Origin of the sequence: Paenibacillus sp. UNC496MF (assembly GCF_900113915.1) — a bacterium.
GTDB classification, from domain to species: domain Bacteria; phylum Bacillota; class Bacilli; order Paenibacillales; family Paenibacillaceae; genus Paenibacillus_Z; species Paenibacillus_Z artemisiicola.
In genome coordinates this window covers 186,918-213,559 of sequence record NZ_FORE01000015.1, presented here as the reverse complement: position 1 = coordinate 213,559, position 26,642 = coordinate 186,918, and the positions used below count along the sequence as shown (strand labels likewise).

The window sequence follows — 26,642 nt, the reverse complement described above, 5'->3', positions numbered from 1 at the left end:
AAATCATCATACGTAAATTTAATTGGTTGATCCACTAATTCTTCAATTGAAAGGTACCAGGTGTTCATATCGATTGTCGGGTATTCAAAATGATTTCTTACGTAAAATAATGGATTCGGTGTAAGGGTTTGGAGGTGAGCAACCATGGGGAATTCAAGATTTTCTGATGGGAAATAGGAAACCGGAACCAAATGAATGTCGCGCATGAACAAATCCACCTCTTCAGCTAAATATAAACAGAACAGCTCTAGAATTTATTTTTAGCAAAGAAACGTAATTTTAACCATCAAACCAGATTTCGTCATCTTGAGTTACAAAATGAAAATCGTAATGGACGATTAACTAAAGCTTAGTAAAACCGTTATGCTGCCAACGGAACCTTCCTGTCGTCTTTGGATTATCCGGTACGCATCGCCGTTCAGCCGCTTTCGGATCGATGCCCCGGGCCGTTGTCGCGGATCGTCAGCAACATCCGGCCGTCTTCCCACTTGCATCCGGATCTCCGACGGACGGGGACTCAGCTCCACGCCGTGGGAGAGCGCGTAATCGAGGAGAGGCAAAATAAAAAAACGTTTGATTTCTCAAGTTTTTTCGCAAATATGTCTCTCTTTTGTGTCCTTGGACATTCATCATTGCGGCCGGCGCACTTGTGCTGCCTAGGATCGCTGCAGTCATCCCTGCCAACCGTCGGGAATGAGATTAAGTTCTTGTCAATTTCGGAAATGGGATCAAGTTCTTGGCATTTGGTTTTGACAAGAACTTCTTTTGGATATTGGGTTATGCCATCGCCTTTACTTACTTTTGTCCCCTATCTGCTCGAAGTTGCTGGTATGAGCGAACGCTGGGTAAGCGTTGCGCTGTTTGCATACGGTATCGCTAGTCTGATCGGTTCTAAGGCAGGCGGATTCAGCACGGACAAATGGGGAGTGGCAAGACATTAACCGGAGGGATGCTGCTTAATATGGTTCTCCTGGTCGTCCGCTCCAACCCAGCAATATTATCTGATTACATTATCCCCGGAGGCATCTGGCATCATGCTTGGCTTGAATACTTCCGTACTTCAGTTCGCTATGGCGGCGGGTGCCGGAATCGGAGGTGTCATTATCGACCATATATCGCTGCACGCGATTATTCATTTGCAGAATAATAATTTCTTCATGATCGCTGCTGCACAGACTTGTCTGCATGCAGGAAGCCGACAGGCTCAGAAACGCGAAGCACGTACGACCAAGCATTTCTGACAGTTAAAGCTCATAAGAGAAAGGATATCCCCTCGATATCAGCGAGAAACGAGGGTTTTTTTATTCTAGCCTACGATTTGTTGCGCCTTTCGCAGGTAATTGCATAGCTGCTACAAGGCCGATACCGCTAGCGCCAGGTTGTCGTATCGTCTCCTCTATCCGGGTTATCGTTCTCTTCGGTTTCATGCGGGTTGGCCGATTTAAACCTTGCCGCATCCATCCCATCCATAATATTCATTTTGGATTCCTTCCCTTTGGTTATATTTTGAACTTTTTTATCCTTTCCAAATGGGAAGCCCATCATTCAGTATCAGAATTTGTGCAACAATTTAGGGTAAAGTGGAATGACTACATGTTATTAAGCATCTGAATTGCCTTTGTCCTTCGCTTCATTTCAAATTTTTTATACGCCAACACCGAAGCTAACAGGAATACAGATGCAACCAATGAAACTAATGGTAACGTCGTAACAATATCTTTTGGGAAAACAAACGGTAGCAGTGTAAAGCCGTACACTGCTGGCATGCGCATGCCGACAATACGCAACAGAATAAGCATCAAAATCATATCTAACAGCGTTACCACTATCCACGAATCAATAGAAATGTACAATAGCGTTCCGACAGCCGCAGATATTGTCAACGCAAGCCCTTGCTTAAAAGCTATCTTTCCGTTATACATCGGCTTCTGAAGTGACTCATACACAACAACGAGAATAGGCGGTATAACTGCGAGTTGTTGGTATCCAACAAGCCAGCATAACCCCATCCACACGAAAGTCAGCACTAAGAAAACGAACATATACTTGTAATGTATCTTAACTTTCTTCTCAAGTCCTTTATTTAATCCAAATACGAGAACCCCGAGCATTAATATGAAGGTTTCAATGAAAACCGATATAATAAATGACCATTCGTTTGCATTCACAACCAACGGAAGTAAACCCGTTGCAATGGACGGTGCTAAGTTCGATTGAATGATACGCATAAAGAGCATCAAGAGTACGATGGTCAGACTGACTTTTCCTAGATAAGGAATATTTAATTGATTCACCACGAAACCGATGGCACCAGTGATAGACGGTGCAAGAAAAATCTTCGAAGGTTGCCTGATCCATCCTGCTTCTCGATACACCCACATAGCAACCGCCATTGCAGCAGCTTCTGGCAAAATAAGTTGGTGATCTTTCAGCATCACCGCAGCCGTAATCATCGAGATAATAAATATAAAAGCAATGATATATGAATTAATCGTTACTTTCTTTGAAACAGCTGAATCCATATCTTACACTCCTTCGTTTTTTTGGTATTTTTTTGCCTCACAGGGTACATATCTTTGCTCTCTACATGCAGCTGCTCGACAACTAAGTGTAAGAGGAAATAACTAAGTATAGCGACGAAGGTCTTAGGATATTTTTAACAAGTATCCCCTATAGATGTATATAGCTTTATTTTTTGGATTAATAAGTCCTGACTTTGAAATCCTTCTAATTTCTCTACACGATATCCGTCTTTGAATATGATCAAAGTTGGGGTACTCGTTACACCGTACTCGGCTTCCAACTCCTTTTCAATATGGACATTCACCCTTGCGATTATAGCTTGATGCTTAAATTTTTCAGCCAATTCGTCAATGATCGGCAATTGCAACTTACAGTGTTCACACGAAGGTGCCCAGAACTCGACCAATGTCACTCCTTGATCAATATACTCTTGAAAATTGCTTTTTATTAAAGAGATAGCTTCCATGTAACAAACCTCCTTTTTATGCCTCTTCTCAAAGATACTTATTTAAACTCGCTTTTGTATTCCTGCTCCTCTGTGCTATAAATAAATATAGCTGCTCGACAAGTAGGTGTAAGAGGATATAACTAAGTATAGCGACGATTACTAATGAACAGAATAAGTTGATGAAACGGTTTTCTGCTTCCAAGTTTCACGATGAAAGGATTAAATAATTATGATTGATAATGTGGATCTCAAGATACTGGCTTTATTAAGGGAAAACTCAAGAATACAATGGAAGGATATTGGTAAAGAAATACACATGACCGGGCAGGCTGTGGGAAATCGCATTCGAAGGTTAGAGGATTTGGGTATCATTGAACAGTATACGATTGCGACAAATAAGGCGAAACTTGGACAGCCTGTGACTGCATTTATTAACGTTTTTGTGGATTCAGCCAATCATCCAGCATTTCATACGTTTTTCAATGCGGAAGAGGCGATTTCCGAAGTACACCGGATCAGTGGGGATGGATGCTCTTTTTTGTTGACCGCACACTGTGCCTCAAATGAAGAAATGGAATTACTTCTTAACCGCATCTTAAAATATGGCCACTATCGTGTTAACCTATCAATTGAAAAGTTAAAGTCCTAAAGTGTTCGGTTTCGAGTAGGTATGTCGTCATATAAATTCGCGATCGGCCAAAAAGCCAAATCATCAAAAAACGCTGTAAACGGCAAAAAGCTTTCTTCCGGACAAGGCTCGGAAGAATGCTTCGGTACATGGAACATTCGGAACCGTTACATTGATGCCCGCCTGCGTTAACACATCAAACATCCCAATAATAGCCGATTTAGTAGCAGCATAAATATTTATTTTAATACTTTAACGTACTACTTCACAAAAGTCGCGCCTTTATTTGACCCAAGTGGACCTCGTCTTCCGCAAGCTCATGGATCCGAAGTGGCTCATGCTGCAGAACATGACGATGAAGCAGGCGTTGATGGACTTCTACAAGTCGATGAAGCACCAGGTTTTCTACGAGAAATGGTTGGACGAAGACGATACCGAGATGGGCGCGTATTTCGATGCCCTGATCGCGCGCATGCGCGCGTATGAATGAGAAGAGCCTCCTTCGCTTGGCGAAGAAGGCTCTTTTTGTTTATCGATTTCGTGGATGCGATCTCCTGTTAAAGCAGCTTAATCAGCGCTTCCAGCTCATCGACCAACGTTTTTGCGCGTTCGAAATCAGTCTCTTTTAAAGCCAATTCGATTTTCATTTCAACGGTTTTTTTATGTTGTTCCGCTTCGAGATAACCCTGATCGAAGTGACGGGCATAAATCATCTGCCTGAATTTTCGCATGCTCATTTTTCGGATCGTCTTCTCTTCGATGATGAGGACGTAATCCATCCCGTTTACAACCGAATAGAAATCATGCGAGATCATGAGAATCGCGCCTTTATAATCTGCGACGGCTTTCTCCAGCGCGAGCTGCGAATAAGTGTCCAGGTGGCTTGTCGGTTCATCGAGAAGCAACACGTTTGCTTTGCTGGCCGAAACTTTAGCCAACTGCAGCATGTTTTTTTCCCCGCCGGATAACGATTCTATCTTCTGATCCACGATTTCGCCTTCAAAGCCGTAATGCAATAGGTACGATCGAATCTCATCATACGCGTTAAACCCGGCAGCGATGAATTCTTCGAGAATGGTATTGGAGTCCGTTAGCATTTCGCCCTGAAGCTGCGATAAATAGGCCACTTTAGCATCGGCGTGGATAGTAATGGCAGCGTGATGATTGGTGAAGATATCTCGAAGCAACGTCGTTTTGCCGGTACCGTTCGGACCGATAATGGCGACTTTATCCGTGGATTTTAGCTCAAAGTCAACCTTCTCCAACAGCAGTTCATCGAAGGCAACGCTATAATCGCCGACCTTGATAACCGTGCCGTCCTCAATCTCATGATCCATCCCGAAACGGATCGCCGGCTGCTTGATCGCAACGAATGGCGCTTTGATCCTGCGCGCCTCCAATCGCTCTTGAAACCTGACTCTCGCTTTTAACGCTTTCCCCCTGGAGGCTTCCGAATTATACGTTGCAATCACTCTTAGGTTATGGATAATTCTTTCGTTTCGCTCGCTCTCTTCTTGCTCGGCGACCGCGAGCTCCTGCAGCTCCACCTTCGTCTGAAGCAAGGAGAAATGATAATCGATATAGCGCCCCTCGAACTCTTGGATCTCCGTGTTCTCCAGGTGCAGAATTTTGTTGAAGCAATGATTCAATAGATAGCGGTTATGCGTCACGACGAGCAGGATTCCTTTGTGCGCATGAATCAGCTTTTTGAGCGCGTTCAGGTTTTCGAAGTCCAGGAAGACATCCGGTTCGTCCATGATCAGAACGTCCGGACGGAGAAGCATTTCCTTCATTACTTGAACAAGCTTGAATTCCCCGCCGCTCAGGTCGGCTACCCGATGATCTTTCAGCCGCATAAGGTTGGCCAGATTGAGCTTCTTGTTCAGGCTGCTTTCAAAATCATCCCCGCCGATCGCATCCAAGGCGTCTAAGGCCAGTTGATACTGTTCCAATAACGGATCCATATCCGATGCGGTTTCCATTTCCGTGCAAATCGCCGTGATCTCATGTTGAATCTTAATGAATGCTTCCGCGATATATTCAAAAACGGTGGTTTCCTTCGTTTTGTCCAGCTGCGGGAATTGACTGACATGCCCGATTTTGCAAATCGGGTCGATTTCCAGCACGCCTTCGAACAAATAGCTGTCGGGATCCATCAGGATATCGATCAGCGTGCTTTTCCCGCTGCCGCTTGTTCCGATAAAAGCGCAATGCTGGGCCTCTTCTAACGTAAAGCTAATGTTTCTATAGAGTTCTTTTTGCGGAAAAGAGAAGGATAATTTATCGACTTTTATCATAGCAGACCTTTCTTACGAGCTAAAATGGCGACCATTGGCGAATGTATTGCAGAGCATGGATTTAAGTTCACCGTTGATAGCGTAACACTGTTTACAACCAACTACAATCGGATTCGACTCCCATCCCTTGGGGGGCGAAGGTCAGCATGAAAAAGGAGCTTATCGCGATAGCGACAGCTCCTTCTTTTCAACGGAATCCGTTCTTATTCATCTGCCGTAAGCGCAAAGCCGTAGATATGGACTGCCCGGCCTTCATCATTGTATAGACGCAATGCATTGCTGCCCGCCTGCAACCGGATGCGGATCTCCCGCTGATCGATGATGCTCCAAGTCGGGAAATCCCAGCCGTCCGTGGTGTGCAAATTCGTTCTGTACGCATGGGCTCCGTTCACTTCGACGCTGAGGTCTCTGCTTTCCCCCGCGCAATAGTCGAAGCGCATCAGATAATAGCCGTCCTTCGGCAGCAGGATCGCGTCGAATTTAATCTCGCCCCCATTGCCAAGGCCCGTAACCTTTTCTCCGCCCGACGCATCCACGACGAATTCCGCGCCGCCGCTCAAGATGCCTTGTCCAACGGGAACATACAATTCTTGCGGCGGTTTGTTAGCGATAAGATGGATTTTTTCCAACGCGGGCACGGATCCTTCGATCCGTTCGATGGACAATGCGTTCTCGCCGCCCGAGAAGGGAAATACCACGTCTATCGTCCTAAATATCTTCACGGACCCGCTTTGCGGCATTTCCTTTTCCACTTGGTTGACTCCGTCGCTAATCCGCACCTTCCAAGGTTCTTTGGACGCGTAGAACAGCCTGATGGTTTGCGGCTCGGCCGTTGTTTTCACGGAGAACACGAGACGGCCGTTCCGATTCAGCAATACGGCTTGCTGTTCGTTTTCATAGACGACAGGTTCGGCCCCTTGCCGCGTTTGTGCCTCTACCGCCGGATACTCCGATCTTGCATCGCTCATATAGCCGGATTCAATCCCTCTTGGCAATGGCAACATCTCTTGGGCGATATAAATCCCGGCGCCTCCGCTTTTCTTCAGCGGAAGTTCGATCATGGTGTCGCGCGTTACTTGGCAGCGTCTTACTTTCATCATTTCGCCGCTGGAATCGTCCTCGTAAACTTCGGCCGCGAATTCGCCCTCGGGCAGAAAATCCATTTGCAGGCGCACGATCATCGCTTCGTTCGTGATGCAGCCGATCAGCCATTCTTCTCCCGAGCGGCGCATAATGGCGGCATGATGACCCGGAAATCCGGACAGCACCTTGACTTCATCGTAGACGGGCTTCATGCGGCGCAGGAAATCCGTCCCTCGCCACGCTTCCAGATAATAAATGGAAGCGGCAATGTGCGCAGCGCCCGATTCAAATACAACCGAAAGCGCCATCTGATGCGCTAACGTCGTATTGCGGTTCTTGTTCGAGAATCCGGTCGGCGTATAATCCATCGGACCGACCACGTTGCGCGTAAACGGAACCGTACAATTGTGCTCGGCGTTCGGCAAGTCGCTCCACATATGGTGTTCAAGTCCCAATATGCCTTCCGCCGTCAGAAAATTCGGCCACGTGCGTCCTTCGCCCATGCATTTGGTTGCCCCATGGAAATTGATCATCAACCGATGCTCGGTCATCATATCGGCAATCATCTCGTATTGCCACATCGTGTGCTGGGAATCGTTCTGGAAGAAGTCCACCTTGAGTCCGTCTACCCCGCAGCTCGCCCAGAGCGGAATCTTCTCCCGTGCTTTCTCGGGCGTATCGATATACTGCATGGCGCTCCACAGCCATACGACGATCCCTTTCGAATGGGCATAATCGCACAACTGTTTCAACCACGTCATATCCCAGTCCGCGTCCACGGTGAGTCCTTCGAATCCGACCCCTGCCGCATAATCCACGTAACGTTTTTGCTCCGTGTACAGCTGCGCGCTGTTCATGTATTCCCACCAACCCCATAAACAACGCCCCGGTTTGATCCAGCTCGTGTCTTCCATTGCGGAAGGCGGATTCAAGTTATAGTTGATTGTCGTGTTCACCAATTCGTTCAAATCGTCCGTCGCCACGATGACGCGCCAAGGAGAGAAGAACGGCAGCTTGCAGGAGAGCGGCTTTCCCAGTTCTTCCGGGGCGAACTCCAAAGACATCTTGCGTTCTCCGGCTCCGCGCAAGTGACAAGAACAATAGCTGCCGTGCGTGTTATACACCTGTGCTTCCGTAAGCATGACCCAACCGCCGTTGTCGGCATGGAACAAGCTCGGCATTCCGTAGTCCCTGCCCGCTTTGTCTTCCCATCCGGTATGGTCATACGTTGCTTCATAGCTGCTATTCAACTGCTGCAGCCACAAATCGCCGTAGGTCTCCGCCAGATTAAAATCGGTTGCCTCGCGCATGACTTGCATAGGTTCTTCTGCATCGGACAGTACTTGATAGCGGAAAGCAGCCCCGTCGTCATACGCGCGGGCAACCAGCACGAACGTATACGCTCCGCATTCGAACCATAACGTCATTTCATTCGCGTGATTCCCGTAAACGGCTTTTTTCCCCGCGGGTATCGAATAGGTCTCGTCCACGGTAGCGCGAGTCTCCGTTATGAAACGAAAGCCTTTCGTGAAATTGCCCAAATCGCTTTCGAACCCGAGCTTGCTTTGCTCGATGACGGCTTTGCCATTGCGCTCGACGGCGTACCGTAACGCTTTTTCCGAATCTTCCACAATCGTGATGCAGACAGCATGATGAGGCGAATACAGTTTCCACATAGATACGATCTCCTGTCCTTGAAAAGAATTTCACGCACTCGGAATGACGGGGCAGGGTGCGAATTGTCGCACGCTGCCCCGTCATAAAAGCGATGTTCTTCGGTATGGCGAGATGCTTATTTGCTTTCGGCAGTCTTGTACAGTTCCATACGCGTCTTATAGTTATTCGAGTAGATATCTTCGATTTTCACTGCGCTGTTCGCATCGATTTCGGCAATCATTTTTTTGTACATGCCATCGATTTCATCATTCGATTTTGCATACACCATCGCGGAGAAGCTGCTGTCCATAATATCCTTGATTTTTTGCTCGCTCAAGGCGTCAGGCGTGCCGCTCTTTGGACCGAGATCATCGTATAGCGCGGTATCCCACGTGGAACCTGCCATGGATTTCAATGCATGCTGATTCACGTTATCCCTGTTGTAACGGAACATTAAGTCATAAGGCGTGCCGTCTTCGCCCAATCCATTGCGAATCATCCAGGTCCACTTGCGCGCGCCCGTCGTTTTCGAGAACTCCGCCCAATCCTTGCTAATCGCGTCCAACGCTTCCTGCGTCGGTTTATGAACGCCGTTCTCCATATTCCAGTTCATGCCTTCTTTGCCCCACATCAGCAAATATTGGCCTTCTTCGCTGGCCAGGAAGTCCAAGAATTTGATCGTTTCTTCCGGATGCTTATTCGCTACCGTAATGCCGACGCCGTCCCAACCCAGAGAACTACGAGGCCCGTAGGTTGTCTTGTCCGGATCGACGCCCGGAGCCGTTACTTTGAACGCGTAGAACAGATGATTCGTATCCTTGCCGTATTGCGTGCGGAATGCGCTGTTGGCTTCGTTCACGATACCGCCGCCCGTTGCAAAAACGCGTCCGCTGGCCGTTTTCTGTTCGAAATTTTGCGCTTTATTGATTCCCCACTCGCGGTCGAGCAAGCCTTCCGTGTAGAGCTGGTTCATGAATTTGATCATTTCCAAGTAACGGGGATCTCTGACGATGAATTCAAGACGGCCATCATGCTCATAATACGTTTTCATTCCGTACATCGCCTTGAATGAACCGATAATGGCGGGCATTTGATCCGCGTTCACGGTCATCGGTATGGAAGGTTTTCCGTCTACGTCGGGGTATTTCGCCTTGAACTTTCTCAGCAGATCCAGGAATTCTTCCTGCGTAAAGGAGTCCCCGGCCTTGGCGCGTTCGCCGTAGCCGAACTCTTCCAGGACATCCATGCGCATGCTGATTGCCCAGTTCGGATCCGGATCCAATCCGTACCAGTTGTTCAAATAATAATTCTTGCCATCCTCGTACACGCTTTTGGATAGCACGTCGCCGTAGCGCTTCTTGATATTCGGAGCATACTTGTCGATTAAATCGTTCAGCGGAATCAAGGCTCCGCCGGCAATGTATTTGTTCAAGGTAGCTTCGCGTCTGTCAATCAGGGCAATATCGGGCAAATCCCCGCTGACCAGCATCAAATTCAGTTTTTCGTCCGGATTGCCGGTGGGCTGCTGGATCTCGATAAACACGCCCGTACGTTCCGTGATCTCCTTCGCTACGGGGTTAGTAAACGGATCGCCCACGTTTTTGTCGAACAAGGTCAACGTAATGGGCTTCTTCGGCGTTTCTTTCACTGGCTCGCTTGCTGCTTCGTTCGCGGGTTTGTTCGATTTTTCGGCTTCGGATGCGTTATTGACCGCATTTTTGTTTCCTGAACTGCACGCGCTCAAGAGCATAACGCTTGCAATTACCCCTGCCAAGATGAGTCTTTTTTTCATTGAGATCCCCCTCATGGAATGAAATAGCCTTTATTTTAACCACCGTCCGACCGGACGAAGCTTCGGAAAGATGGCGAAAATACATTTTAGGATTCGTCGTCTTAGCCTTTCACGGACCCGATAAGCATCCCTTTTAGAAAATATTTTTGCAGCAACGGATATAAAAGAATGATCGGCAGCGTGGCTACCATGGTCACGGCCATCCGGATCGTCTCGCTGGAAACCGGCATTTTCCGCTGTTCATTGGCAAGCTGCTGCGCCTCGTTCAACATATCGTTCGTCTGGTACTGATTCAGAATTTTCACCAACACGGCCGACAATGTCTTCAAAGAAGCGGCGTAGGTATAAATATAAGAGTCGTACCAGGCATTCCAATGGCTAATGGCCGAAAACAAGGCGATGGTCGCGATCACCGGCGTGCACACGGGCAGAATGACTTTCACGAAAATCTGAATATCGTTTGCGCCTTCCATTTGTGCCGCCTCCTCCATTTCCTTGGGCAAGCCCTCCATGTAGGTACGAACCAATATCATCCAAAACACGCTTATCACCCCGGGGAAAATGAACACCCAAAAGCTGTCGATGAGATTAAAGCTGCGCACGATCATATAGGTGGGAATCAACCCGCCGCCGAAGTACATCGTGAATATAAAAAACAAGTTGATTCCGCGCCAGCCCACGAGATCTCTCTTACTAAGCGCATAAGCCAGCATCGAGATGCAAGCCAGCGTAAGCGGTACGCCAATGACCGTTCGACCGACCGTCACCAGGATGGAACTCAGAATTTCCGAATCCTTCAGAACGGTTTTGTAACTGTCCAGACTGAATTCATTCGGCCACAGCATAAATCGTCCGTACGTAGGGTCGGACGCATCGTTCAGGGATAACACGAAAATATGCCAGAACGGAAAGAACGTAATGATAAACAAGCAGATCAAAAATCCGTAAACGAATAGATTTCCCGCAATCGCCGCCGGCGTATAACGTTGTAACCGGTTACTTATTGCGCTAGACTTGTTCACCCGTGCAACTTCGTTTTCCATCTCTTGCTCCTTCCTGCTGCCTATCCAGCCTAGAACAGTCGCGTTCCGCTCATTTTTTTAGATAAACTGTTGACCGAGAGCACCAAGATAAACGCTACGACCGATTTGAACATGCTGACGGCAGTCGCAAACGAGAACATGCCATTCTGAATGCCGTACCGGAACGCATAGGTATCGATCACGTCGGAATACGACCTGTTCAGCGAATTGCCCAGTAAGAAATATTGATCGAATCCGGTATTCAGCAAGTTGCCGATGTTTAAAATCAGAAGAATAATAATCGTCGGCCGCAGCATCGGCAGTAAAACATGCCAGATTTGCTTCAAACGACCGGCGCCGTCCACTTTTGCCGCTTCGAATAGCTCCGTCGGAATGGCCGCGATGGCCGCCAAATACATAATGGAATTATATCCCATTTCTTTCCACGCATTAGACAAAGCAATGACGATCCAGAACAACTTTCCTTCCTGCATGAACAGAACGCCTTGTTCGACGAAGCCGAGTTTAATCAACAATTGATTTATCGGCCCCTCAGCCGACAAAAAAGTAATGACGATGCTCGCGGCAACAACCCATGAAATAAAAAACGGCATATAGGAGGCTGTTTGTACCGTCCGTTTGAACCAATTTGTTCTCACTTCGTTCAACGTGATGGCAATCACGATCGGAACCATAAATCCTATGGACAGCGTTAACACGCTCGATACCAACGTATTGCGCATCACGCGCACGAAATCTTGCCCAGAGAAGAAGTACTCGAACCACTGAAATCCCACGAACTTCGCTTTAAAAAGAGAGCCCCAGAAATCCCCCAAGGTAGGTTTGTAGTCGATAAACGCCATGTACAAACCAGCCATAGGCGCATAAGCAAACAACACGGCCCATATAACGCCCGGAATCAAAAGCAAAAACAAAAATCGCTGCCGAAGCATTCTTTTTATGGTGGGATATTTCAGCAGCGGTGTTTTCTCGTTGCTTCCATCGACATCGCATTCCATTCTCCCGACTCCTCATATCCAAATTAGGTTTATGAGTTCATCTTAGGGTATCCCGCATGCTTTCGCTATCTCTCGATATTCCGATTTATATTTGAAAAAAACGAACTTTCGTTTTGTCCGTTTGACGGAAGCTATTCTAATTGACAGTCCATATACGCGAATTTATACTTTGTTCTAAGTATCGGAATTATCGTGCGATAACGAAACTATATCCGCGGAGGCTCAATGCATGTACACGATAATCATAGTGGATGACGAACGGCTCACCTTGGATACCCTTGCCAATTATATCGAATGGGAACGAATGTCCTGCCGCGTCATTGCTACTGCGAACAATGGACGAGATGCATTGAATAAGATCGAAGCCCTCCAACCGGATATTCTCATGACCGACATCAAAATGCCCGTCATGGACGGCATCGAGCTCTGTAAACAAGTACATGCTCGCTTTCCTGCGATTCAGATCGTATTTCTCAGCGGATACAATGAATTTGAATACGCTTGCGCCGCGCTGCAGCATGGCGCCTGCGGCTATTTGCTGAAACCGGTCGACAACGAGGAACTGGCTGCCACGATGAAGATGGTCCATCAACGTTGCGAAGAGCAGAAAAACCGTCTCAACTCCACCGTGATCACCGCTGGCGAATATATGCGCGAACTTCTCCAGATCGGCGGCAATCTGCTCTCCGGCTTAGCGGATGAAGTGACGTCTATCTACAACCGCTATCTACATCTTCCCGCCGAGAACAAAACCTTCTACTTCGTATTTGTCAGCATGGACGAGCATGCGCTGTTGGCCGAGAATCCGCTTGCTATCGATGCGCCTCCCGGTGATTTTTCCACCGCGGAAAGATTGGAATTTTTCATCGCCGGCTTGCCCAGCTGTATTCCCGGCGTGCTGACCAAGCTGCGCGACGGCCAATGGATCTTCGTCACGCAGGAGGCGGACAGTACCGCGTTTACGCATTGGCGGAATCAGTCCGAGCATGCCGGGCGTTGGATCTCCCTTTTCCTGACAAACTCCCCGCAAACCCTGCTTTCCTTTACGAAAAAATGGCCACATATGCTGAAAATACGCAATTATCTGGTTGCGACCCACGGCACGGGATTGATGAACGACAGCTGGGAGAACATGAACGTTACCTGGCGCAAGGAACCCTTTCCCCAAACCAAGCACCTGATTGCCGCCGTACAGCAAAACCGCAGAGACCAAGTCGAAGCATGGCTCCATGATTTTTACGATGGCGGTCTGCCCCCCGGAAATGTCAGCCAAGTTTTTGTAGAGACCATTTCGGTGTTTGACGCCGTGCTGTCGGCGACGGGGGCCAACAACCGCCATTTGCAAGAAATGATCGAAAAAGACGCCAAGTTTCTCGGACGCCTTTCCCTGATGGAAAGCATGCAATCCATGAAAACGCATATGCGGCAAATCCTAAACCTGATGATGGACGAACTGCAGGCCTCTCCCGTCGACCGGCATATCGAGATCGTCAATGAAGTGTGCAGCCTCATTCGAAAAAATTATGGACAGGTTATTTCGGTGGATGAGCTGGCGGAGCTTATCTTTCTTTCACCTAACTACCTCCGCACGATTTTCAAGGATATTACCGGAAAAACCTTGCTGGAATACGTCACTCAGATCCGCATGGATAACGCTTGCATCTTGCTGCAGGAAACGAATATCAGGATTCATGAGATTGCCAAACGAGTCGGCTTCGAAAGCCCCTCTTATTTCGGCTCGACCTTTTTCAAACGCACGGGGCTCACGCCTAATCAATACCGTACGCACGCGAAAAAGGGATCCCAGCCATGAGTACGCCGAAAAGGCTTTTCCAAAATTTATCTCTGTTGCAGAAGCTGCTGCTCATGTTTCTTACGGTCACGATAACCCCTCTATTATTCATTACGGTGTTCTTCTACGATCGTACGGAGCAACGGCTGTTGGAATTGACCTACGAAAATATGTCCAGCAGCAACCAGCAAATCAACAGCAACGTCAATGCGCAATTGGATAGTCTTCGCCAAATTTCATCGCTCGTTTACACGGATGAACCTTTGCAGGTTTATCTGACGCAAACCTACACGTCCGATTATTCTACCGTGGAAGCCTACCGATATATCGATGGCCTCTTATACAGCATGCTGACCGCGAACAACAACCTCGCTAGCATCAACCTTTATGTATACAATGAATCGCTTCCGGAGGATGGTCTGTTTCTCAAACATATCACCCCCGAGAATCTGCCGATTCAGTATCTCGTTCAACTGCAACAAACCTACGGCAACAATATATTCAGCAACGTGATCCAGGACAAAAAAGGAAAAAACGTGATTTATCTAGGGCGAATTCTCAACTATAACAATCAAAACCAACATTACGGGATGTTGACGATCGGTCTCAACGAAGAACTGCTTTACCGGTTAATCGAGAAAGAAGAGCAAAACAAAAGCGTCTACTTGCTCAATGAAAACAATCAAATCATCTCCGCATCCGATAAATCGCTCTTAAACCTGCCGTTCAGCGAAGCGATCGGCCCCGACTTGTCCAGCAATCAAAAAGTCGTCACCATAAACGGACAGCCCAATTTGCTGGTGTATAACACCATGCAGCATGGTTGGAAAACGGTTTCCCTCACGCCAATCGACGAAATCATGCGTTCATCTCGTAAGACGGCCATGCAAATCGTCGTCATTGCGCTTTTTAGTCTCGGCCTGTCCCTCTTAATGATCGTGGTCATCGCCAACTATTTTTCGCGCCGCCTGCGCAAGTTAAACCGTCAAGCTTTGAAAGTAGAGCAAGGAAATTTCATCATCTTGCCCGATGATTTTAGCAAGGACGAAATCGGTCAATTAGGCACGGCTTTCAATAAGATGAGCGCCCGTCTCAAGGAGTTGATCGATACGCTGTACGTCAAGGAACTCGCCAAGCGTGACGCGGAACTTTATGCCCTGCAAAGTCAGATCAATCCGCATTTTCTGTATAATACGCTGTCGGGCATTTCCTCTCTGGCCATCCAAAACAGCGATGTGGAAGTCAGCAAAATCGTGAACCATCTCGCAAGATTCTATCAAGTCTCGCTGAATATGGGGCATCAATTCATTACGCTCGAAAAAGAACTTGCCCTTACCAAACACTATCTGGCCATCCAGCATATGCGCTTTGACGACAGCTTTATCGAACACTGGGAAGTCGACCCCGACTTGGCATCCCATGAAACGTTAAAATTGTTGCTGCAGCCTTTTGTGGAAAATGCCATTAATCACGCCATAGACGAAGATCATACCTGCTTGAACATTACCATTCGGGTGTATCAGTCCGTACATGCCGGCGTTCCAACGCTCTTGCTTGAAATCGAAGACGATGGCTGCGGTATGCCTCCCGATCAAGTAAGAACGCTGTTATCCAAAAAATCGAAAGCCGGGTATGGGATAAAAAACGTTCATGAACGCGTGCAGCTCGCTTACGGACAAAACTACGGGGTAACCATTCGCAGTGAAGTCGCAAGCGGCACGAAAATTACTATCATGCTGCCGTTACAACTTTCCGATAGAATTCAAAAGATATTGTGATAGATTATCGCTCTCCATTCCCTCGATAATGGAGTCAGCGATCGGTCCTAGCGTGAAAAGGAGGGGTATAAAATGAAAGCGTTTGCCCAACCGGCCTTTGCAAAACAAGCCTGCACTTTTAATTTCCTGCAGACCGATGCTATGACGCTATTGGGCGGGCATTCGCAGATGATGGGCGAATAATCGAGGAGGGAAAATAATGTCTTTTAAGACAGTAGTCAGTTTCCTACTGGTATTGATCATGATCCTTACGAACGTTCCTTCGGCTTTCGCGATTGATGCCGGCACGCAGCAAACCACATCGTCGGGGGCGAGGATGTTAAAAATAGTATTCGTTCAAATGTTGCGGCATCGTTCGAGTATGTTAATAACCACAGACGATCGCATCTGTCCGGCTGTCATCCTGTGATCGTTTGATTTTAATGTCCGTTCGCTCTCAAATTTGCAACAGTACGATCTCAATGCATAACCAACCCAGCCGACATTTGATTTAGTGGAACATCCTGAAGAATGCCATCTACCTGAACGTAAATAAACCAGAGTAATTCGGAAAAAACTCGGGGACCAGAACGAAATAGTACCTTTACATCTGCTTAACGGTCGATTCTCTGACAATCAACCGAGGTTCCAAGACGATTCTTTCTAAGGCTTTTGACTCATCACCGATACGAAGTATCAGCTTCTCCACTGCAATACGACCCATTTCCGCCACTAGATTTGAAACTGAACTTAGTTTTGGGGTAGTTAACGTACACCATGGGATATTGTCGATGCCGACTACAGCCACATCCTCGGGCACGCGCAAACCAAGACTGATTAGACCTTGAGCGACTCCGATGGCCACGAGATCATTGGCGGCGAACACCGCATCCGGTTTTTCATTTAAATTGTAGAAATAACGAGCCGCTTCTAAGCCTGTATCAATCGCCAGCCGTTCGCCGTTATACACGAAGGAACTGTCGAACTCCATAAAATGAGAGGCTAGCGATTGCACATAAGCCGAATACCGCGCTCCGCGATGCAGCGTTGTGTTACCCGCATACGCAATCCGTCTTCTGCCGATGCGAATCAGATGATCCATCGCTAAATAGCCTTCGTTTTCTCTAAGTCCGACCCAGTCTGCAGAAATATCTTCTGCGTAATTTCCAATTAAAGCAACGGGGACGGCTGATTCTTTTATCACCTTTGCTAACGTTTTGGGATGGCTGATTGAAAGCAGCACGATACCATCCACACGCATATCGCTTGCTTCCTTAATGACCGCAATCTCTTCGGACGGATTCCCATAGTGATTGATTAAAACCAACCGAAAATTATTTTCCTTCGCCACTTGTTCGGCGGCCCAAGCAAGCTCCGGGTAATACGGGTTGCGGATATCGTCAATGGCTAACGCAATTTGCCGGCTCAGTTTGGTCTTTAAGCTTCGCGCCGTGATATTGGGCGTAAAGCCGAGTTCTTCGATCACCCGGTTCACCTTTAATTTGGTATGAGGTTTAACACCGGAAATATTATTAATAATTCGAGAAACAGTAGATTTGGAAACCCCCGCCTTTCTAGCGACGTCATCGATGGTTACTTTAGATTTCGTCTCCAATTGCTTCCCCGCCCCCTTTCCGGACAAAATTCGAATTTGATTCAAGATGCCTCTAGGACGTCCTAATATTACCACACCAGAAACAATAACAGTCCACCGAAAAGGTTACAACGTTTTGGATACGATAGTTATGCAAATTGACCCGATCCAGGCTTACCTTCTCCCGATACCGACTATTCCTTTTCCTCGATAACCGTCGATGGCCATTTAGGTGATTGGTCGAGAAAGCCTCGCGGCACGTGTTCAGCCTCCTCATAGTATACCAGGCCGTCGCTATTCAGCGCTTCCTCTAGTCCGTAAGCGCGGTAATGCGCTTCTAACTGCTCCCGGCAGCTGCGACACAGCTCCGGATACTGCGCCGAGATGTCGTTGAACTCGTCCGGATCTTCCAGCAGATCGAACAAGTTCTCCTTACCGCCGTTGGCATGGTAAATGTATTTGTACCGATCCCAGCGCAGCATCGTCTTAAACAACCGGCCTCTGCCGATCTCCGCGAAAATTTTCTCGCGAGTAGGTTGTTCCGGCCATCCCGCCGCAGGCAGCAAATTCACACCCGAGGAAGCGGCCGGCACCTCTCCCCCAGCGGCGCTGATGAAGGTGGCGTAAATATCCTGCAGCAAAGCAAACTGATCCCGCCGCTCTCCTTGCGGAAGCGCCCGCGGCCAACTGACAATCAGCGGCACCTTGGCCGACATCTCATAATAGGTACGCTTGCCATACGAATAATGATCGCCCAGCATTTCCCCGTGATCCGCCGTGAACACGATCAGCGTGTCGTCGATCAGACCGCACGACTCCAGCGTATCCAGAATTTTACCGAGCTGCTTATCCATCTGGGATACGCAGCCGTAATAATAGGCCCGCATCTTCAGCTCGTCCTCGCGGCTGAGGCTGTCGATTCCGTTCACCTTGTAGTCGTTCATGACTTCAATCCAGGCGTCGTCAGACGTCCGTTCATGCTCCCGGCGCTTGGGCGGCGGCACTTGATCCGGCGCGTACATCGTATCGTATGGCACGCATGGGTCGAACGGCGGATGCGGCTTAATAAACGAAGCGAACAGGAAAAACGGCCGGTTGCGGTTCTGCCGGATGACGCGGCATGTCGTATCCGCCGTCCAGGCGCTAGTATGCAGATGCTCGGGCAGCTCAGAGATTTGCGGAACGTAATAAAGCTCGCTTCGTTTGCCATGCGGTTCGAGCACATGACCGTAACCTTGCGCCCGTAGAAATTGCAGATATTCGTCGTCGTCGAAGTGAGATGGGACCTCCTCCGACAACAGCATCCGATTAAAGCCGTAATGCCGACGCGCCGGGTGAAAATGCATTTTCCCGACCGCACACGTGTGGTAGCCCTGCTGGCGGATCAGCTCCGGCAACGGAGCTTCAATCTTCCTGGACAAGCCTTCGTTCTTAAGTAGACCGATTTCGAACGGATTAAGCCCGGAGATCAAGCCGTGCCGCGCAGGCACGCACACAGGCGTCTGGCTATAAGCCTGATCGAAGACGACCCCCATCCGAGCCAGCCGGTCGATATTCGGTGTCTTTACAAACTCGCTGCCGTAGCAACCCAGCACGTCGTAGCGCAATTGGTCACACATAATAAGGATCAGATTCGGTTTCCGGTTCATCTCTTATCGTTCCTCCTTTGACCAAATACCAGGCGCGCCTTCCCAATAGGGGAATTCCAACTCGTCTTCAAACGCGCCTTGCTTAATCAATTCCTTGCATTCGGGATCAGTCATTGTCAGCGTATAATCCTCGCCATTCGGGCCGATTAAGCCTAGATCATGCTTCGCTCGCAGCGACACCGCCTCCGGATCGACGATGGTCCGCAGCAGCGCCTCCATCCGGTCTAGCAAGTCGTGATACTGCTCGTCTTCAGCCAGATCGTGCATCTCCTTGGGATCTTCCCGAAGGTTGAACAGCGACGGACGGTCATTAACGTAGTACGTGTACTTGAAGCCACCCTTGACAAGCAAGTACCAGTCCTGTTTAAAAAAGTTTCCATGATATTCGGAGAAGGCATAGTCTGGACGACCCGGCTGCTCGACGCCCTGGAGAAGCGGAAGCCAGCTGCTTCCCGGACGATCCTCCTCTGTCTCCAACCCGGCGATTTCCATAATCGTCGGATAGAGATCAACAAGCGTCACGGGATGATCAATGCGCTGACCGCCAGGCAGTCCTGGCCCCTTAACGATCAGCGGCACGCCGACCGAGCCGTCGTAGCTGCACTGCTTGTAGAACAGACCATGCTCGCCTAAGTTTTCGCCGTGATCCGACATGTAGACGATATACGTACTATCGTATAGATCTTGCTTCTTCAGCTCGGCGATGATCCGGCCGATATTATCGTCCAGCGCCGTAATCATTCCGTAGTAGGCGGCGATGACATTGCGAAGCTCAGGTTCGGTCAGATGCCCGAGACCGAGCGCGTCTTGCATGTTGCGTACTTGCGGATGCAAGCCGTCATTTGGGAACAGCGCGTCATGCGGCATGACGACCTTGTCAGGGTAATACAGATCGTAATAGTGCTGCGGGACTTTATATGGCCAGTGCGGAAACATGAGACCGACATACATAGCCCACGGCTTCTGATTGCCACCCGCTCCTTCGCTCTTGCGCCTGATAAAGTCAATCGCCCAATCGGTGACGACCCGGTCGTGGTCGTAAAAGCCAAGATCCTTGTTATACCCTGTGTCTCCGTCTGTTACGATATCCTCGCGCACGCCTGCGTTTACAATGTTCTGCCGCTTGTCGGCGCGCACATGCCCTTCCAACCGCGAATAGAGCGGCGTCTGCCGTGGGTACGGCTTGAACGCGGGCCGCTTCTTAATAATCTTGTATTCACTAAAGCCGCCGTCCTGATAATCACCGCAAAAATCCATCTTGCCGAACATCGCAGACGTGATCCCCGCCTCATCTAGTTTACGCGACCACGTCATTTCCTCGCGGTCGAGCGGGCAGCCCAAAAACCAGCTATCGATCTGATTCGGATATTTGCCCGTGATGAAACTCATTCGGCTCGGCGTGCAGACGGGACAGTTGCTGTACGCGCTCGTGAAATAGGCGCCATCCGCGGCCAGCGCATCGAGATTCGGCGTCTGAATAAAAGGATGTTCGCGGTAACCGCTGACAAGAGGATGATGCTGATCGCTGCAGATAACAACAATATTCGGTTGTTTAGACTGGCTCATCGTCATAGACCTCCTATGGCAAATTATCGACCGGAGACCGAGAAGCTCCGATAATGCGTATGGCTGCCTTCTGCATTTGAGAATCCGATCATGCCGGACAAGTAAGGACGGTCGACGTCGGTATATGCTAAGAGAAGCTCACCGTCCACAGCGATTTGAAAATGATTTCCCACCGCCTGGACCGCGATGGTCGCGGCTCTCCCGGTCTGCCAATCGAAGGCGCACTCGCTTAATGCACGATAGCCATTGTCGTTTTTGTAGAGCGCAAGTTTACCGTTCGGTGCAAATCCGGCCGCATAAGAGCGGATACCGCCCTGCACGCGAAAGTTAATTCGGTGGTGTTCGCCTAGCTTCGGCTCGACAACGGCTTCAAAGGAATAATTCTCCCATGACAATTGGCCGGTATAGCATTCCGCCGGCTCTCCGAAGTAACTCCCGCTCAACTCGCCATCCTCCAGCGTCCAGATCCCCCGCAGATACGTCATCTGGCTGACCTCGATGTGCAGTCCGTTCCACTTCTCCAGTCGTTCTCTGAAGAAGTCAATTGCATAATTGGGCTCCCCTCCGAATGCGACATCGTCGATGTAGACGACAAGACTCGGTCCTTGGGCGCCTTTGCCGTCCAGCGGGGTGAGTTCGACGCCTGCTTGCTCCAGACAGACGCCGTTCAAGAAAGGAATGGAGAAGTCCAAGGACGTCCAGCGATCGGCAGTCAGTTGCACGGCTTCCCCGTAATAATAGGCGCACGCGTTGCCGTCTTTGACATAAAGACGGGCCTGAACCCGCTGACCGGCCGGTCCTGGCAGCAGCACCTTGGCTTCGATCGTCTGACCGGGGTATAGAATGGGAGAGAACCCCGGATCGTAACGGCTGTCGTTGAAGTCGTGCGGACGGTAGTACGTTTGGTGGAATACCCGGTACGCGCAGCCGCCTTGCACGCTATCGAACGCGACCTTTAGCGATCGGTCGCCGGAAGCCGACGCCTGCGTCGTGTTCTCGATCCACCCCGATACGGGCAGCGGGTCATTATGCTCAAGCCGGAACGCGTGCGTAGAGCCGGGGTATTCGAAGTGAAATCTCGTACTTGGATCGGCGAGAATATCAGCCCATTTGCCAGGCGGACGCTCGCCCTGAAGTTTGTAGCCGATTCGAGCGATATAGGTTGCGCACCAAGGGATATCGAGCATGTTCAGCGAGCCAATGACACTTGAACAGCAAAGAAAGTCGTTGATCGGGCGACGCCACGCATCGCCGATCGCGTCGATGCCTCCACGCACCCCCATGATCGTCGCCACATTGCCTACATTGCAGTCTGTATCCCAGCCGCACATGTTGCAAATGTTGATCGTTCGGGAGAATTCGCCCTCGCCATACAAAAGCGATAAGATCATCACGGCCGAGTTCGGGATGATGTGGCAGTGCCCCGGATATTTATCGTAACCGTAATGCTCCTTAATGAAATGGAACGCATCCCGCCAGTTACCCGGATTCGCTTTGTAGAAGCCGATTACCGCGCGAGTCACACGCGCATATTCGCAATCATCGGGGATGACCGCAAGAGCACACTCGATGATTCGCGCGATGTCTCGTTCGGTAAAGGCGGCGGCAATGCATGCGGCGATAAACATGCCGCCGTATTTGCCGTTACCATCATGCGACACGGAGGCGCACTTCTCCGCGAAATGCGCCGCCAGTTCCGGCCTTCCCGGGGCGATCAGCCCCCATGTATCAATGAAGATCTGACCGCCGATCTGCTCGGCAACAGCGACACCGTTCTGCTGTATGGAGCCTGAGCGCGGTGCCATAATGCCGTTTTTCAAATTCAGGTAGGCCGTGTGCTCCGTGGATTTGCCATAGCCTCCCCACCAATAGAAGCCATGCCCGTCCGGTGCGTAGTTTAGCCAGGTTAGCCCCATCTGTTCCGCCGTAATCGCCGTACCGCACACGTAATCCTCAAGCGCTCGCAAGAAAAAAAGCGGTCCGTTTGTGTCATCGTCCGCAGCGAAATTTTTAAAATCGTGCAAATAGCCGCTGATCTCGCCGAACGTTCGTTCAATCCGCTCATACGTCCAATTCTCGATATTGCCCCCGTGCCTGACGCCAATCACCTTGGCAAGCCAGCCCGCATATACCCGCTCGATATAATCGTCTTGAATGGCCATTAGATGTACCTTCCTTTATTCAGAATCATCTGCCCGTCTGCAAATTCCCGCTTCGTTTCGCGCCGCTAACCCTTCACCGATCCCATCAACATTCCTTTGTTGAAATAGTTCTGAAGAAACGGATACACCACGATCAGTGGCAGCGCTGCGATTACGATCGCCGCCATTTTCACGGCGGGACTGTATTCAAAGGCCCCGGATACGTTCTCCATGCTGTCATTGGCTTCATTCATCATCTGTCGCAGGAACACTTGCAAGGGCCATTTAGCGGAATCATTCAAATACAGTACCGCATTAAAGTAAGCATTCCAGTTTTGTACGGCGTAGAACAGCGTGAATGTAGCGACCGCCGGCATCGAGAGAGGCAAACCGATGCGCCCGAACAACCGCCATTCGCCGCAACCGTCTATTCGCGCTGCCTCTTCCAGCTCCAACGGTATGTTCTGGAAGAAGCTGCGCATTACAACCAGATGAAACGGCGCGATCGCGCCGGTCAGGTAGAGCGCCCAGTAACTATCGATGAGATGCAGGCTCTTGACGACGAGATAGGTAGGAATGATACCGCCGCCGAACAGCATCGTAAACAGCACCATCATATTTAATGCTTTGCGGCCTTTCAGCCACCTTTTAGACAGTCCGTAAGCCATGAGCGAGGTCAACATCATGTTGACGATCGTGCCGACAACCGTGATGTGAACGGCATTCAGGAACGAGGTCATGAATTGGCGATTACTTATGAGATATCCATACGCGTTGATCGTCCAGTGATGGGGAAGGATGAAGAACCCCCGTGTCAGTATCTCTTCACTCGGGGCGAACGAAGTCGTGACGACGTATAGGAAGGGAAACAGGACGACCAACATGCCGATCAGCAGAATGCCGATTGTAAGTACCGTAAAGGTCGGTTGGCTGCCGCGGACATTGTAGCTTCCCATTCTAGTAAACCCCCTCTTGACCGAACACTTTGGCCAATCGATTCGCCAGGATGATCAACACCAGCCCGATGACCGACTTGAATACGCCTACGGTCGTCGAATAGCTGACATTGCCTTGCAGCACGCCGTTGCGATACACATACGTATCGAAGACATCGGCTACGCCCAGATTGACCGGGTTCTGAATCAGCAAAATATGCTCGAAACCGAGATCCAGCACCTGGCCGAGCCGGAGAATAAATAAGATGATCACGGTGGACTTCAGCGCCGGAAGCGTAATGTGCCATACTTGTCGCCAGCGGCTGGCACCGTCGACCACAGCCGCTTCGTACAGCATCGGATTGACGCCGGCCAGCGCCGCCAGAAAGATGATCGCGCTCCAGCCGGACTCTTTCCAAATATTTTGCAATACGTACAAGGCGCGGAAATAGCGTGAATCCGTCAAGAATTCGATTCGGTGATAACCAATGCTCTCAAACAGCTTGTTGATGCCGCCGTCTTGTGTGGCGAGCAGTACGACCGTAATGTTGACGACGATGACCCAGGACAGGAAGTGCGGCATGTAAATGATCGTTTGCACGCTTTTGCGGAACCAGGTCCTGCTTACCTCGCTCAACAGGATGGCGAGCAGAATGGGTACGGGAAAGAACAAGAACAAATTCAACCCGCTCAAGAACAGCGTGTTGCGCAACAACATCCCGAAGTCCGGATCCGTCAGCAACCGATGAAAATTGTCCAGTCCGGTCCATGGACTATCCACAAATCCGAGAAAGGGATCGTACTCTTGGAATGCGATCACAAGACCGCCCATCGGAATGTACCTGAAAATGACGAAATACAGAAATCCCGGCAAAATCATTAAATAAATGGGAATTCCGCGGATCCAAGCCGAGGAGGCTGTGGATCTTGCGACATATGAAGAAGCAGTCTGCTCGACTGCTCCTTCCTCCGTTTCCATCCTCATGTTGTTCCTCCTCGGAGGCGTTATTTCTGCGCGGCTTGATAAGCGTCGTTATATTCCTTCGTAATCTGATCGCCGCCGTCTTTTTTCCATTGCGCAACCGCCTGCTCGATGTCGCTGATCGGCTGATCGCCCATGATGACTTTAATCAGAGTTGCGATAAACTTTTGGTCAATCGTCGTCCCCGATTTGATCGCCGTCGGCGATTCCAGCCCAGCCGCCGCATCTGCCCACTTGAACGGTTCGTTATTCTTGAACCATTGATCGACGTTGCTAACCGTCGTTGGATCGTCCCATAGATGGATTTGAGTATGCAGATCGAATCGACGGAGCAGCAGCGTGGAGATTTGATTGGCACCGTCCTGATCGAAGGCATCCAGCTTGACATATTTGTCGCCGTCCTTCTTATAGTCGGTCCCTTCGACGCCGCTTTTTGTCAGAACGTCACCTTCGTCGGATAAGAAGTAGTTGAACATATCAAGCAAACGAGCCTGCTTCTCCTTATCGATCTTGGCGTTGATGACAACCTTCTGAGTGATGGAATTCGTCGATGTTCCCTGAAGGCCAGTCGGTCCCTTCGGCGGCAGCAGCTGCACGGTCTCCGCATTTGGCTTGACTTTCTTCAGCTTCGGTACGATCGATTGATAGAAGTTGTTGGGCACGACATCATCGATGCCGACATTGCCCGCCGTCTCGTACTTGTCCTGCGGATCCTTTACTTTGTTGATTGCGAAGTCCTTGTCCAGCACGCCTTCCTTGTACGCTTTATTTAAGAAGGCCGCAAAATCCTTGAGTTCTTGCGTCTGTGTGTGCCAACTAATCAGCTGGCCATCCTTCAAGCCCCAGTTATTCACCAGGCCAAACGCCGCTTTAATTGGATCGATATGCTTGAAATCCGTCTTATTTTGAACCAGTGAAGCCGAGAAGCCGTAAGTGTCTGCCTTGCCGTCTCCATCCGGATCCTGGGTAGCGAAGGCTTTGGTTACGTTATAGAATTCGTCAATCGTTGTCGGCAGTTGCAAGCCGAGATTATCCAGCCAGTCTTTGCGGATGCCAAAGGAAGTTTGCGTTTCAATTTGATAATAGGGAAGACCATAAATCTTACCTGGCGGATTCATGTACTGCAGCGACTCTTTACCGCCTAAATATTGCGTCAGGTTAGGGTACTGGTCGATAACGGGTGCCAGATCCAAAAACACGCCTTTATCCCGCCACTTCAGGTAGTCCGCCTTCTGAACCAAGAACGCGTCGGGGAAGTTGCCAGCCGCAGCCAGCACGTTCAACTTCTCTTCGTAATTGTCCTGCGAAATCGCCTGGAAATTCAAATTGACGTTGAATTTCCTATTCAGGAATTGAGCAATCGCGCTGTCATTAGACCAATTGGCGCCGCCATAGCTAATGGTCAGAATGTCGATATCCAGCTTTTTCGATTGATCGTCCTTATCGGCGGTCGGTTCGGACGGCGTCGCCACGTTACTCGTGTTCCCCGAATTATCCGGGTTTTTCACATTATCGTTCGCTTTCCCGCAACCTGCAATCGTCCCTATAGCCATTACCGCCGCAATTGAAATCGGAAGCCATCTCTTCATTTCAATTCCTCCATATGAATAAAATAAGCCGTTCGATATACGTTTGATCATCCGCTAAGATAACGCACAATTTTGAAACAAAAATGCAATAATGGAACCGGTTCGATTTTGATCTACGGATTATTTTCCTACTCTTATTGTTACTCAAAAGTAAGATTCTGCCAATGAA

At 49.4% G+C, this 26,642-nt stretch carries 18 protein-coding genes and 3 pseudogenes; 5 read left to right on the top strand and 16 right to left on the bottom strand.

Annotated features, from left to right (window positions below):
• Positions 1–206 (bottom strand): annotated as a pseudogene (locus tag BMZ79_RS34835) (hypothetical protein); the annotation flags it as partial.
• 548 nt (positions 207–754) lie between these two features.
• Here BMZ79_RS34835 and BMZ79_RS35360 point away from each other — a divergent pair.
• Positions 755–1,241, top strand: a pseudogene (locus tag BMZ79_RS35360) (MFS transporter); the annotation flags it as partial.
• 127 nt (positions 1,242–1,368) lie between these two features.
• On the opposite strand, the gene BMZ79_RS34830 reads toward BMZ79_RS35360, so the two are convergent.
• The 3 genes from BMZ79_RS34830 to BMZ79_RS26065 all read right to left on the bottom strand — a co-directional run bounded on the left by BMZ79_RS34830 (position 1,369) and on the right by BMZ79_RS26065 (position 2,989).
• Complete coding sequence (locus BMZ79_RS34830; protein ID WP_218154797.1) at positions 1,369–1,545, bottom strand: hypothetical protein; 177 nt, start codon at positions 1,543–1,545, stop codon at positions 1,369–1,371.
• Positions 1,546–1,589: 44 nt separating this feature from the next.
• On the bottom strand, positions 1,590–2,522 hold the full coding sequence (locus tag BMZ79_RS26070) for a hypothetical protein (RefSeq protein WP_090645981.1): 933 nt from the start codon (positions 2,520–2,522) through the stop codon (positions 1,590–1,592).
• 134 nt (positions 2,523–2,656) lie between these two features.
• Positions 2,657–2,989: a thioredoxin family protein gene (locus BMZ79_RS26065; protein ID WP_090645979.1), complete on the bottom strand. Its 333-nt coding sequence runs from the start codon at positions 2,987–2,989 to the stop codon at positions 2,657–2,659.
• A 192-nt stretch (positions 2,990–3,181) separates the two neighbouring features.
• Here BMZ79_RS26065 and BMZ79_RS26060 point away from each other — a divergent pair.
• Both BMZ79_RS26060 and BMZ79_RS26055 read left to right on the top strand, forming a co-directional pair.
• Positions 3,182–3,620: pseudogene (locus BMZ79_RS26060) on the top strand (Lrp/AsnC family transcriptional regulator).
• A 265-nt stretch (positions 3,621–3,885) separates the two neighbouring features.
• The gene (locus BMZ79_RS26055) at positions 3,886–4,089 is read left to right on the top strand and encodes a hypothetical protein (RefSeq protein ID WP_090645975.1); all 204 of its coding nucleotides are present in this window, start codon (positions 3,886–3,888) and stop codon (positions 4,087–4,089) included.
• Positions 4,090–4,156: 67 nt separating this feature from the next.
• Here BMZ79_RS26055 and BMZ79_RS26050 read toward each other — a convergent pair whose 3' ends face one another.
• The 5 genes from BMZ79_RS26050 to BMZ79_RS26030 all read right to left on the bottom strand — a co-directional run bounded on the left by BMZ79_RS26050 (position 4,157) and on the right by BMZ79_RS26030 (position 12,468).
• Complete coding sequence (locus BMZ79_RS26050; RefSeq protein WP_090645973.1) at positions 4,157–5,896, bottom strand: ABC-F family ATP-binding cassette domain-containing protein; 1,740 nt, start codon at positions 5,894–5,896, stop codon at positions 4,157–4,159.
• A gap of 203 nt (positions 5,897–6,099) precedes the next feature.
• Positions 6,100–8,655: a glycoside hydrolase family 97 N-terminal domain-containing protein gene (locus tag BMZ79_RS26045; RefSeq protein ID WP_090645970.1), complete on the bottom strand. Its 2,556-nt coding sequence runs from the start codon at positions 8,653–8,655 to the stop codon at positions 6,100–6,102.
• A gap of 116 nt (positions 8,656–8,771) precedes the next feature.
• Positions 8,772–10,427, bottom strand: a complete 1,656-nt coding sequence (locus BMZ79_RS26040; RefSeq protein ID WP_090645968.1) for an extracellular solute-binding protein — start codon at positions 10,425–10,427, stop codon at positions 8,772–8,774.
• Between the two features lie 101 nt (positions 10,428–10,528).
• Complete coding sequence (locus tag BMZ79_RS26035) at positions 10,529–11,470, bottom strand: carbohydrate ABC transporter permease (protein ID WP_090645967.1); 942 nt, start codon at positions 11,468–11,470, stop codon at positions 10,529–10,531.
• A gap of 29 nt (positions 11,471–11,499) precedes the next feature.
• A complete protein-coding gene (locus BMZ79_RS26030; protein WP_090645963.1) occupies positions 11,500–12,468 on the bottom strand; it encodes an ABC transporter permease in 969 nt (322 codons plus the stop codon).
• 229 nt (positions 12,469–12,697) lie between these two features.
• Between BMZ79_RS26030 and BMZ79_RS26025 the strand changes: the two genes are divergently transcribed.
• Both BMZ79_RS26025 and BMZ79_RS26020 read left to right on the top strand, forming a co-directional pair.
• Entirely contained in the window at positions 12,698–14,281 is a 1,584-nt protein-coding gene (locus BMZ79_RS26025; protein ID WP_090645960.1) for a response regulator, read from the top strand.
• On the top strand, positions 14,278–16,038 hold the full coding sequence (locus BMZ79_RS26020; protein ID WP_090645957.1) for a cache domain-containing sensor histidine kinase: 1,761 nt from the start codon (positions 14,278–14,280) through the stop codon (positions 16,036–16,038). The genes BMZ79_RS26025 and BMZ79_RS26020 overlap by 4 nt, the downstream gene beginning before the upstream one ends.
• A gap of 583 nt (positions 16,039–16,621) precedes the next feature.
• Here the strand turns inward: BMZ79_RS26020 and BMZ79_RS26010 are convergent.
• The 7 genes from BMZ79_RS26010 to BMZ79_RS25980 all read right to left on the bottom strand — a co-directional run bounded on the left by BMZ79_RS26010 (position 16,622) and on the right by BMZ79_RS25980 (position 26,473).
• Positions 16,622–17,632 carry a LacI family DNA-binding transcriptional regulator gene (locus BMZ79_RS26010; RefSeq protein WP_090645952.1) on the bottom strand — a complete coding sequence of 337 codons (1,011 nt, stop codon included), beginning with the start codon at positions 17,630–17,632 and terminating at the stop codon, positions 16,622–16,624.
• Positions 17,633–17,805: 173 nt separating this feature from the next.
• Positions 17,806–19,260 (bottom strand): sulfatase family protein, encoded by a 1,455-nt coding sequence (locus tag BMZ79_RS26005; protein WP_090645949.1) that lies wholly within the window; start codon positions 19,258–19,260, stop codon positions 17,806–17,808.
• A 3-nt stretch (positions 19,261–19,263) separates the two neighbouring features.
• Positions 19,264–20,826 (bottom strand): sulfatase-like hydrolase/transferase, encoded by a 1,563-nt coding sequence (locus BMZ79_RS26000; RefSeq protein WP_177222347.1) that lies wholly within the window; start codon positions 20,824–20,826, stop codon positions 19,264–19,266.
• Between the two features lie 23 nt (positions 20,827–20,849).
• Positions 20,850–22,988, bottom strand: a complete 2,139-nt coding sequence (locus BMZ79_RS25995) for an ADP-ribosylglycohydrolase family protein (RefSeq protein WP_090645944.1) — start codon at positions 22,986–22,988, stop codon at positions 20,850–20,852.
• Between the two features lie 65 nt (positions 22,989–23,053).
• Positions 23,054–23,923, bottom strand: coding sequence for a carbohydrate ABC transporter permease (locus BMZ79_RS25990; RefSeq protein ID WP_090645941.1), 870 nt, complete (start codon positions 23,921–23,923; stop codon positions 23,054–23,056).
• Between the two features lies 1 nt (position 23,924).
• Entirely contained in the window at positions 23,925–24,881 is a 957-nt protein-coding gene (locus BMZ79_RS25985) for an ABC transporter permease (protein ID WP_090645938.1), read from the bottom strand.
• 26 nt (positions 24,882–24,907) lie between these two features.
• Entirely contained in the window at positions 24,908–26,473 is a 1,566-nt protein-coding gene (locus tag BMZ79_RS25980; RefSeq protein WP_177222346.1) for an extracellular solute-binding protein, read from the bottom strand.
• Positions 26,474–26,642 lie beyond the last annotated feature (169 nt).

Bases quoted from the DNA above. Each gene is read 5' to 3' on its own strand.
- BMZ79_RS26035 (WP_090645967.1), bottom strand. From the start codon at position 11,470: ATGGAAAACGAAGTTGCACGGGTGAACAAGTCTAGCGCAATAAGTAAC.
- BMZ79_RS34830 (WP_218154797.1), bottom strand. From the start codon at position 1,545: ATGATGGGCTTCCCATTTGGAAAGGATAAAAAAGTTCAAAATATAACC.
- BMZ79_RS26070 (WP_090645981.1), bottom strand. From the start codon at position 2,522: ATGGATTCAGCTGTTTCAAAGAAAGTAACGATTAATTCATATATCATT.
- BMZ79_RS26030 (WP_090645963.1), bottom strand. From the start codon at position 12,468: ATGGAATGCGATGTCGATGGAAGCAACGAGAAAACACCGCTGCTGAAA.
- BMZ79_RS25990 (WP_090645941.1), bottom strand. From the start codon at position 23,923: ATGGGAAGCTACAATGTCCGCGGCAGCCAACCGACCTTTACGGTACTT.
- BMZ79_RS26020 (WP_090645957.1), top strand. From the start codon at position 14,278: ATGAGTACGCCGAAAAGGCTTTTCCAAAATTTATCTCTGTTGCAGAAG.
- BMZ79_RS26040 (WP_090645968.1), bottom strand. From the start codon at position 10,427: ATGAAAAAAAGACTCATCTTGGCAGGGGTAATTGCAAGCGTTATGCTC.
- BMZ79_RS25980 (WP_177222346.1), bottom strand. From the start codon at position 26,473: ATGAAGAGATGGCTTCCGATTTCAATTGCGGCGGTAATGGCTATAGGG.
- BMZ79_RS26050 (WP_090645973.1), bottom strand. From the start codon at position 5,896: ATGATAAAAGTCGATAAATTATCCTTCTCTTTTCCGCAAAAAGAACTC.
- BMZ79_RS26045 (WP_090645970.1), bottom strand. From the start codon at position 8,655: ATGTGGAAACTGTATTCGCCTCATCATGCTGTCTGCATCACGATTGTG.
- BMZ79_RS25995 (WP_090645944.1), bottom strand. From the start codon at position 22,988: ATGGCCATTCAAGACGATTATATCGAGCGGGTATATGCGGGCTGGCTT.
- BMZ79_RS26000 (WP_177222347.1), bottom strand. From the start codon at position 20,826: ATGAGCCAGTCTAAACAACCGAATATTGTTGTTATCTGCAGCGATCAG.
- BMZ79_RS26005 (WP_090645949.1), bottom strand. From the start codon at position 19,260: ATGAACCGGAAACCGAATCTGATCCTTATTATGTGTGACCAATTGCGC.
- BMZ79_RS25985 (WP_090645938.1), bottom strand. From the start codon at position 24,881: ATGGAAACGGAGGAAGGAGCAGTCGAGCAGACTGCTTCTTCATATGTC.
- BMZ79_RS26065 (WP_090645979.1), bottom strand. From the start codon at position 2,989: ATGGAAGCTATCTCTTTAATAAAAAGCAATTTTCAAGAGTATATTGAT.
- BMZ79_RS26025 (WP_090645960.1), top strand. From the start codon at position 12,698: ATGTACACGATAATCATAGTGGATGACGAACGGCTCACCTTGGATACC.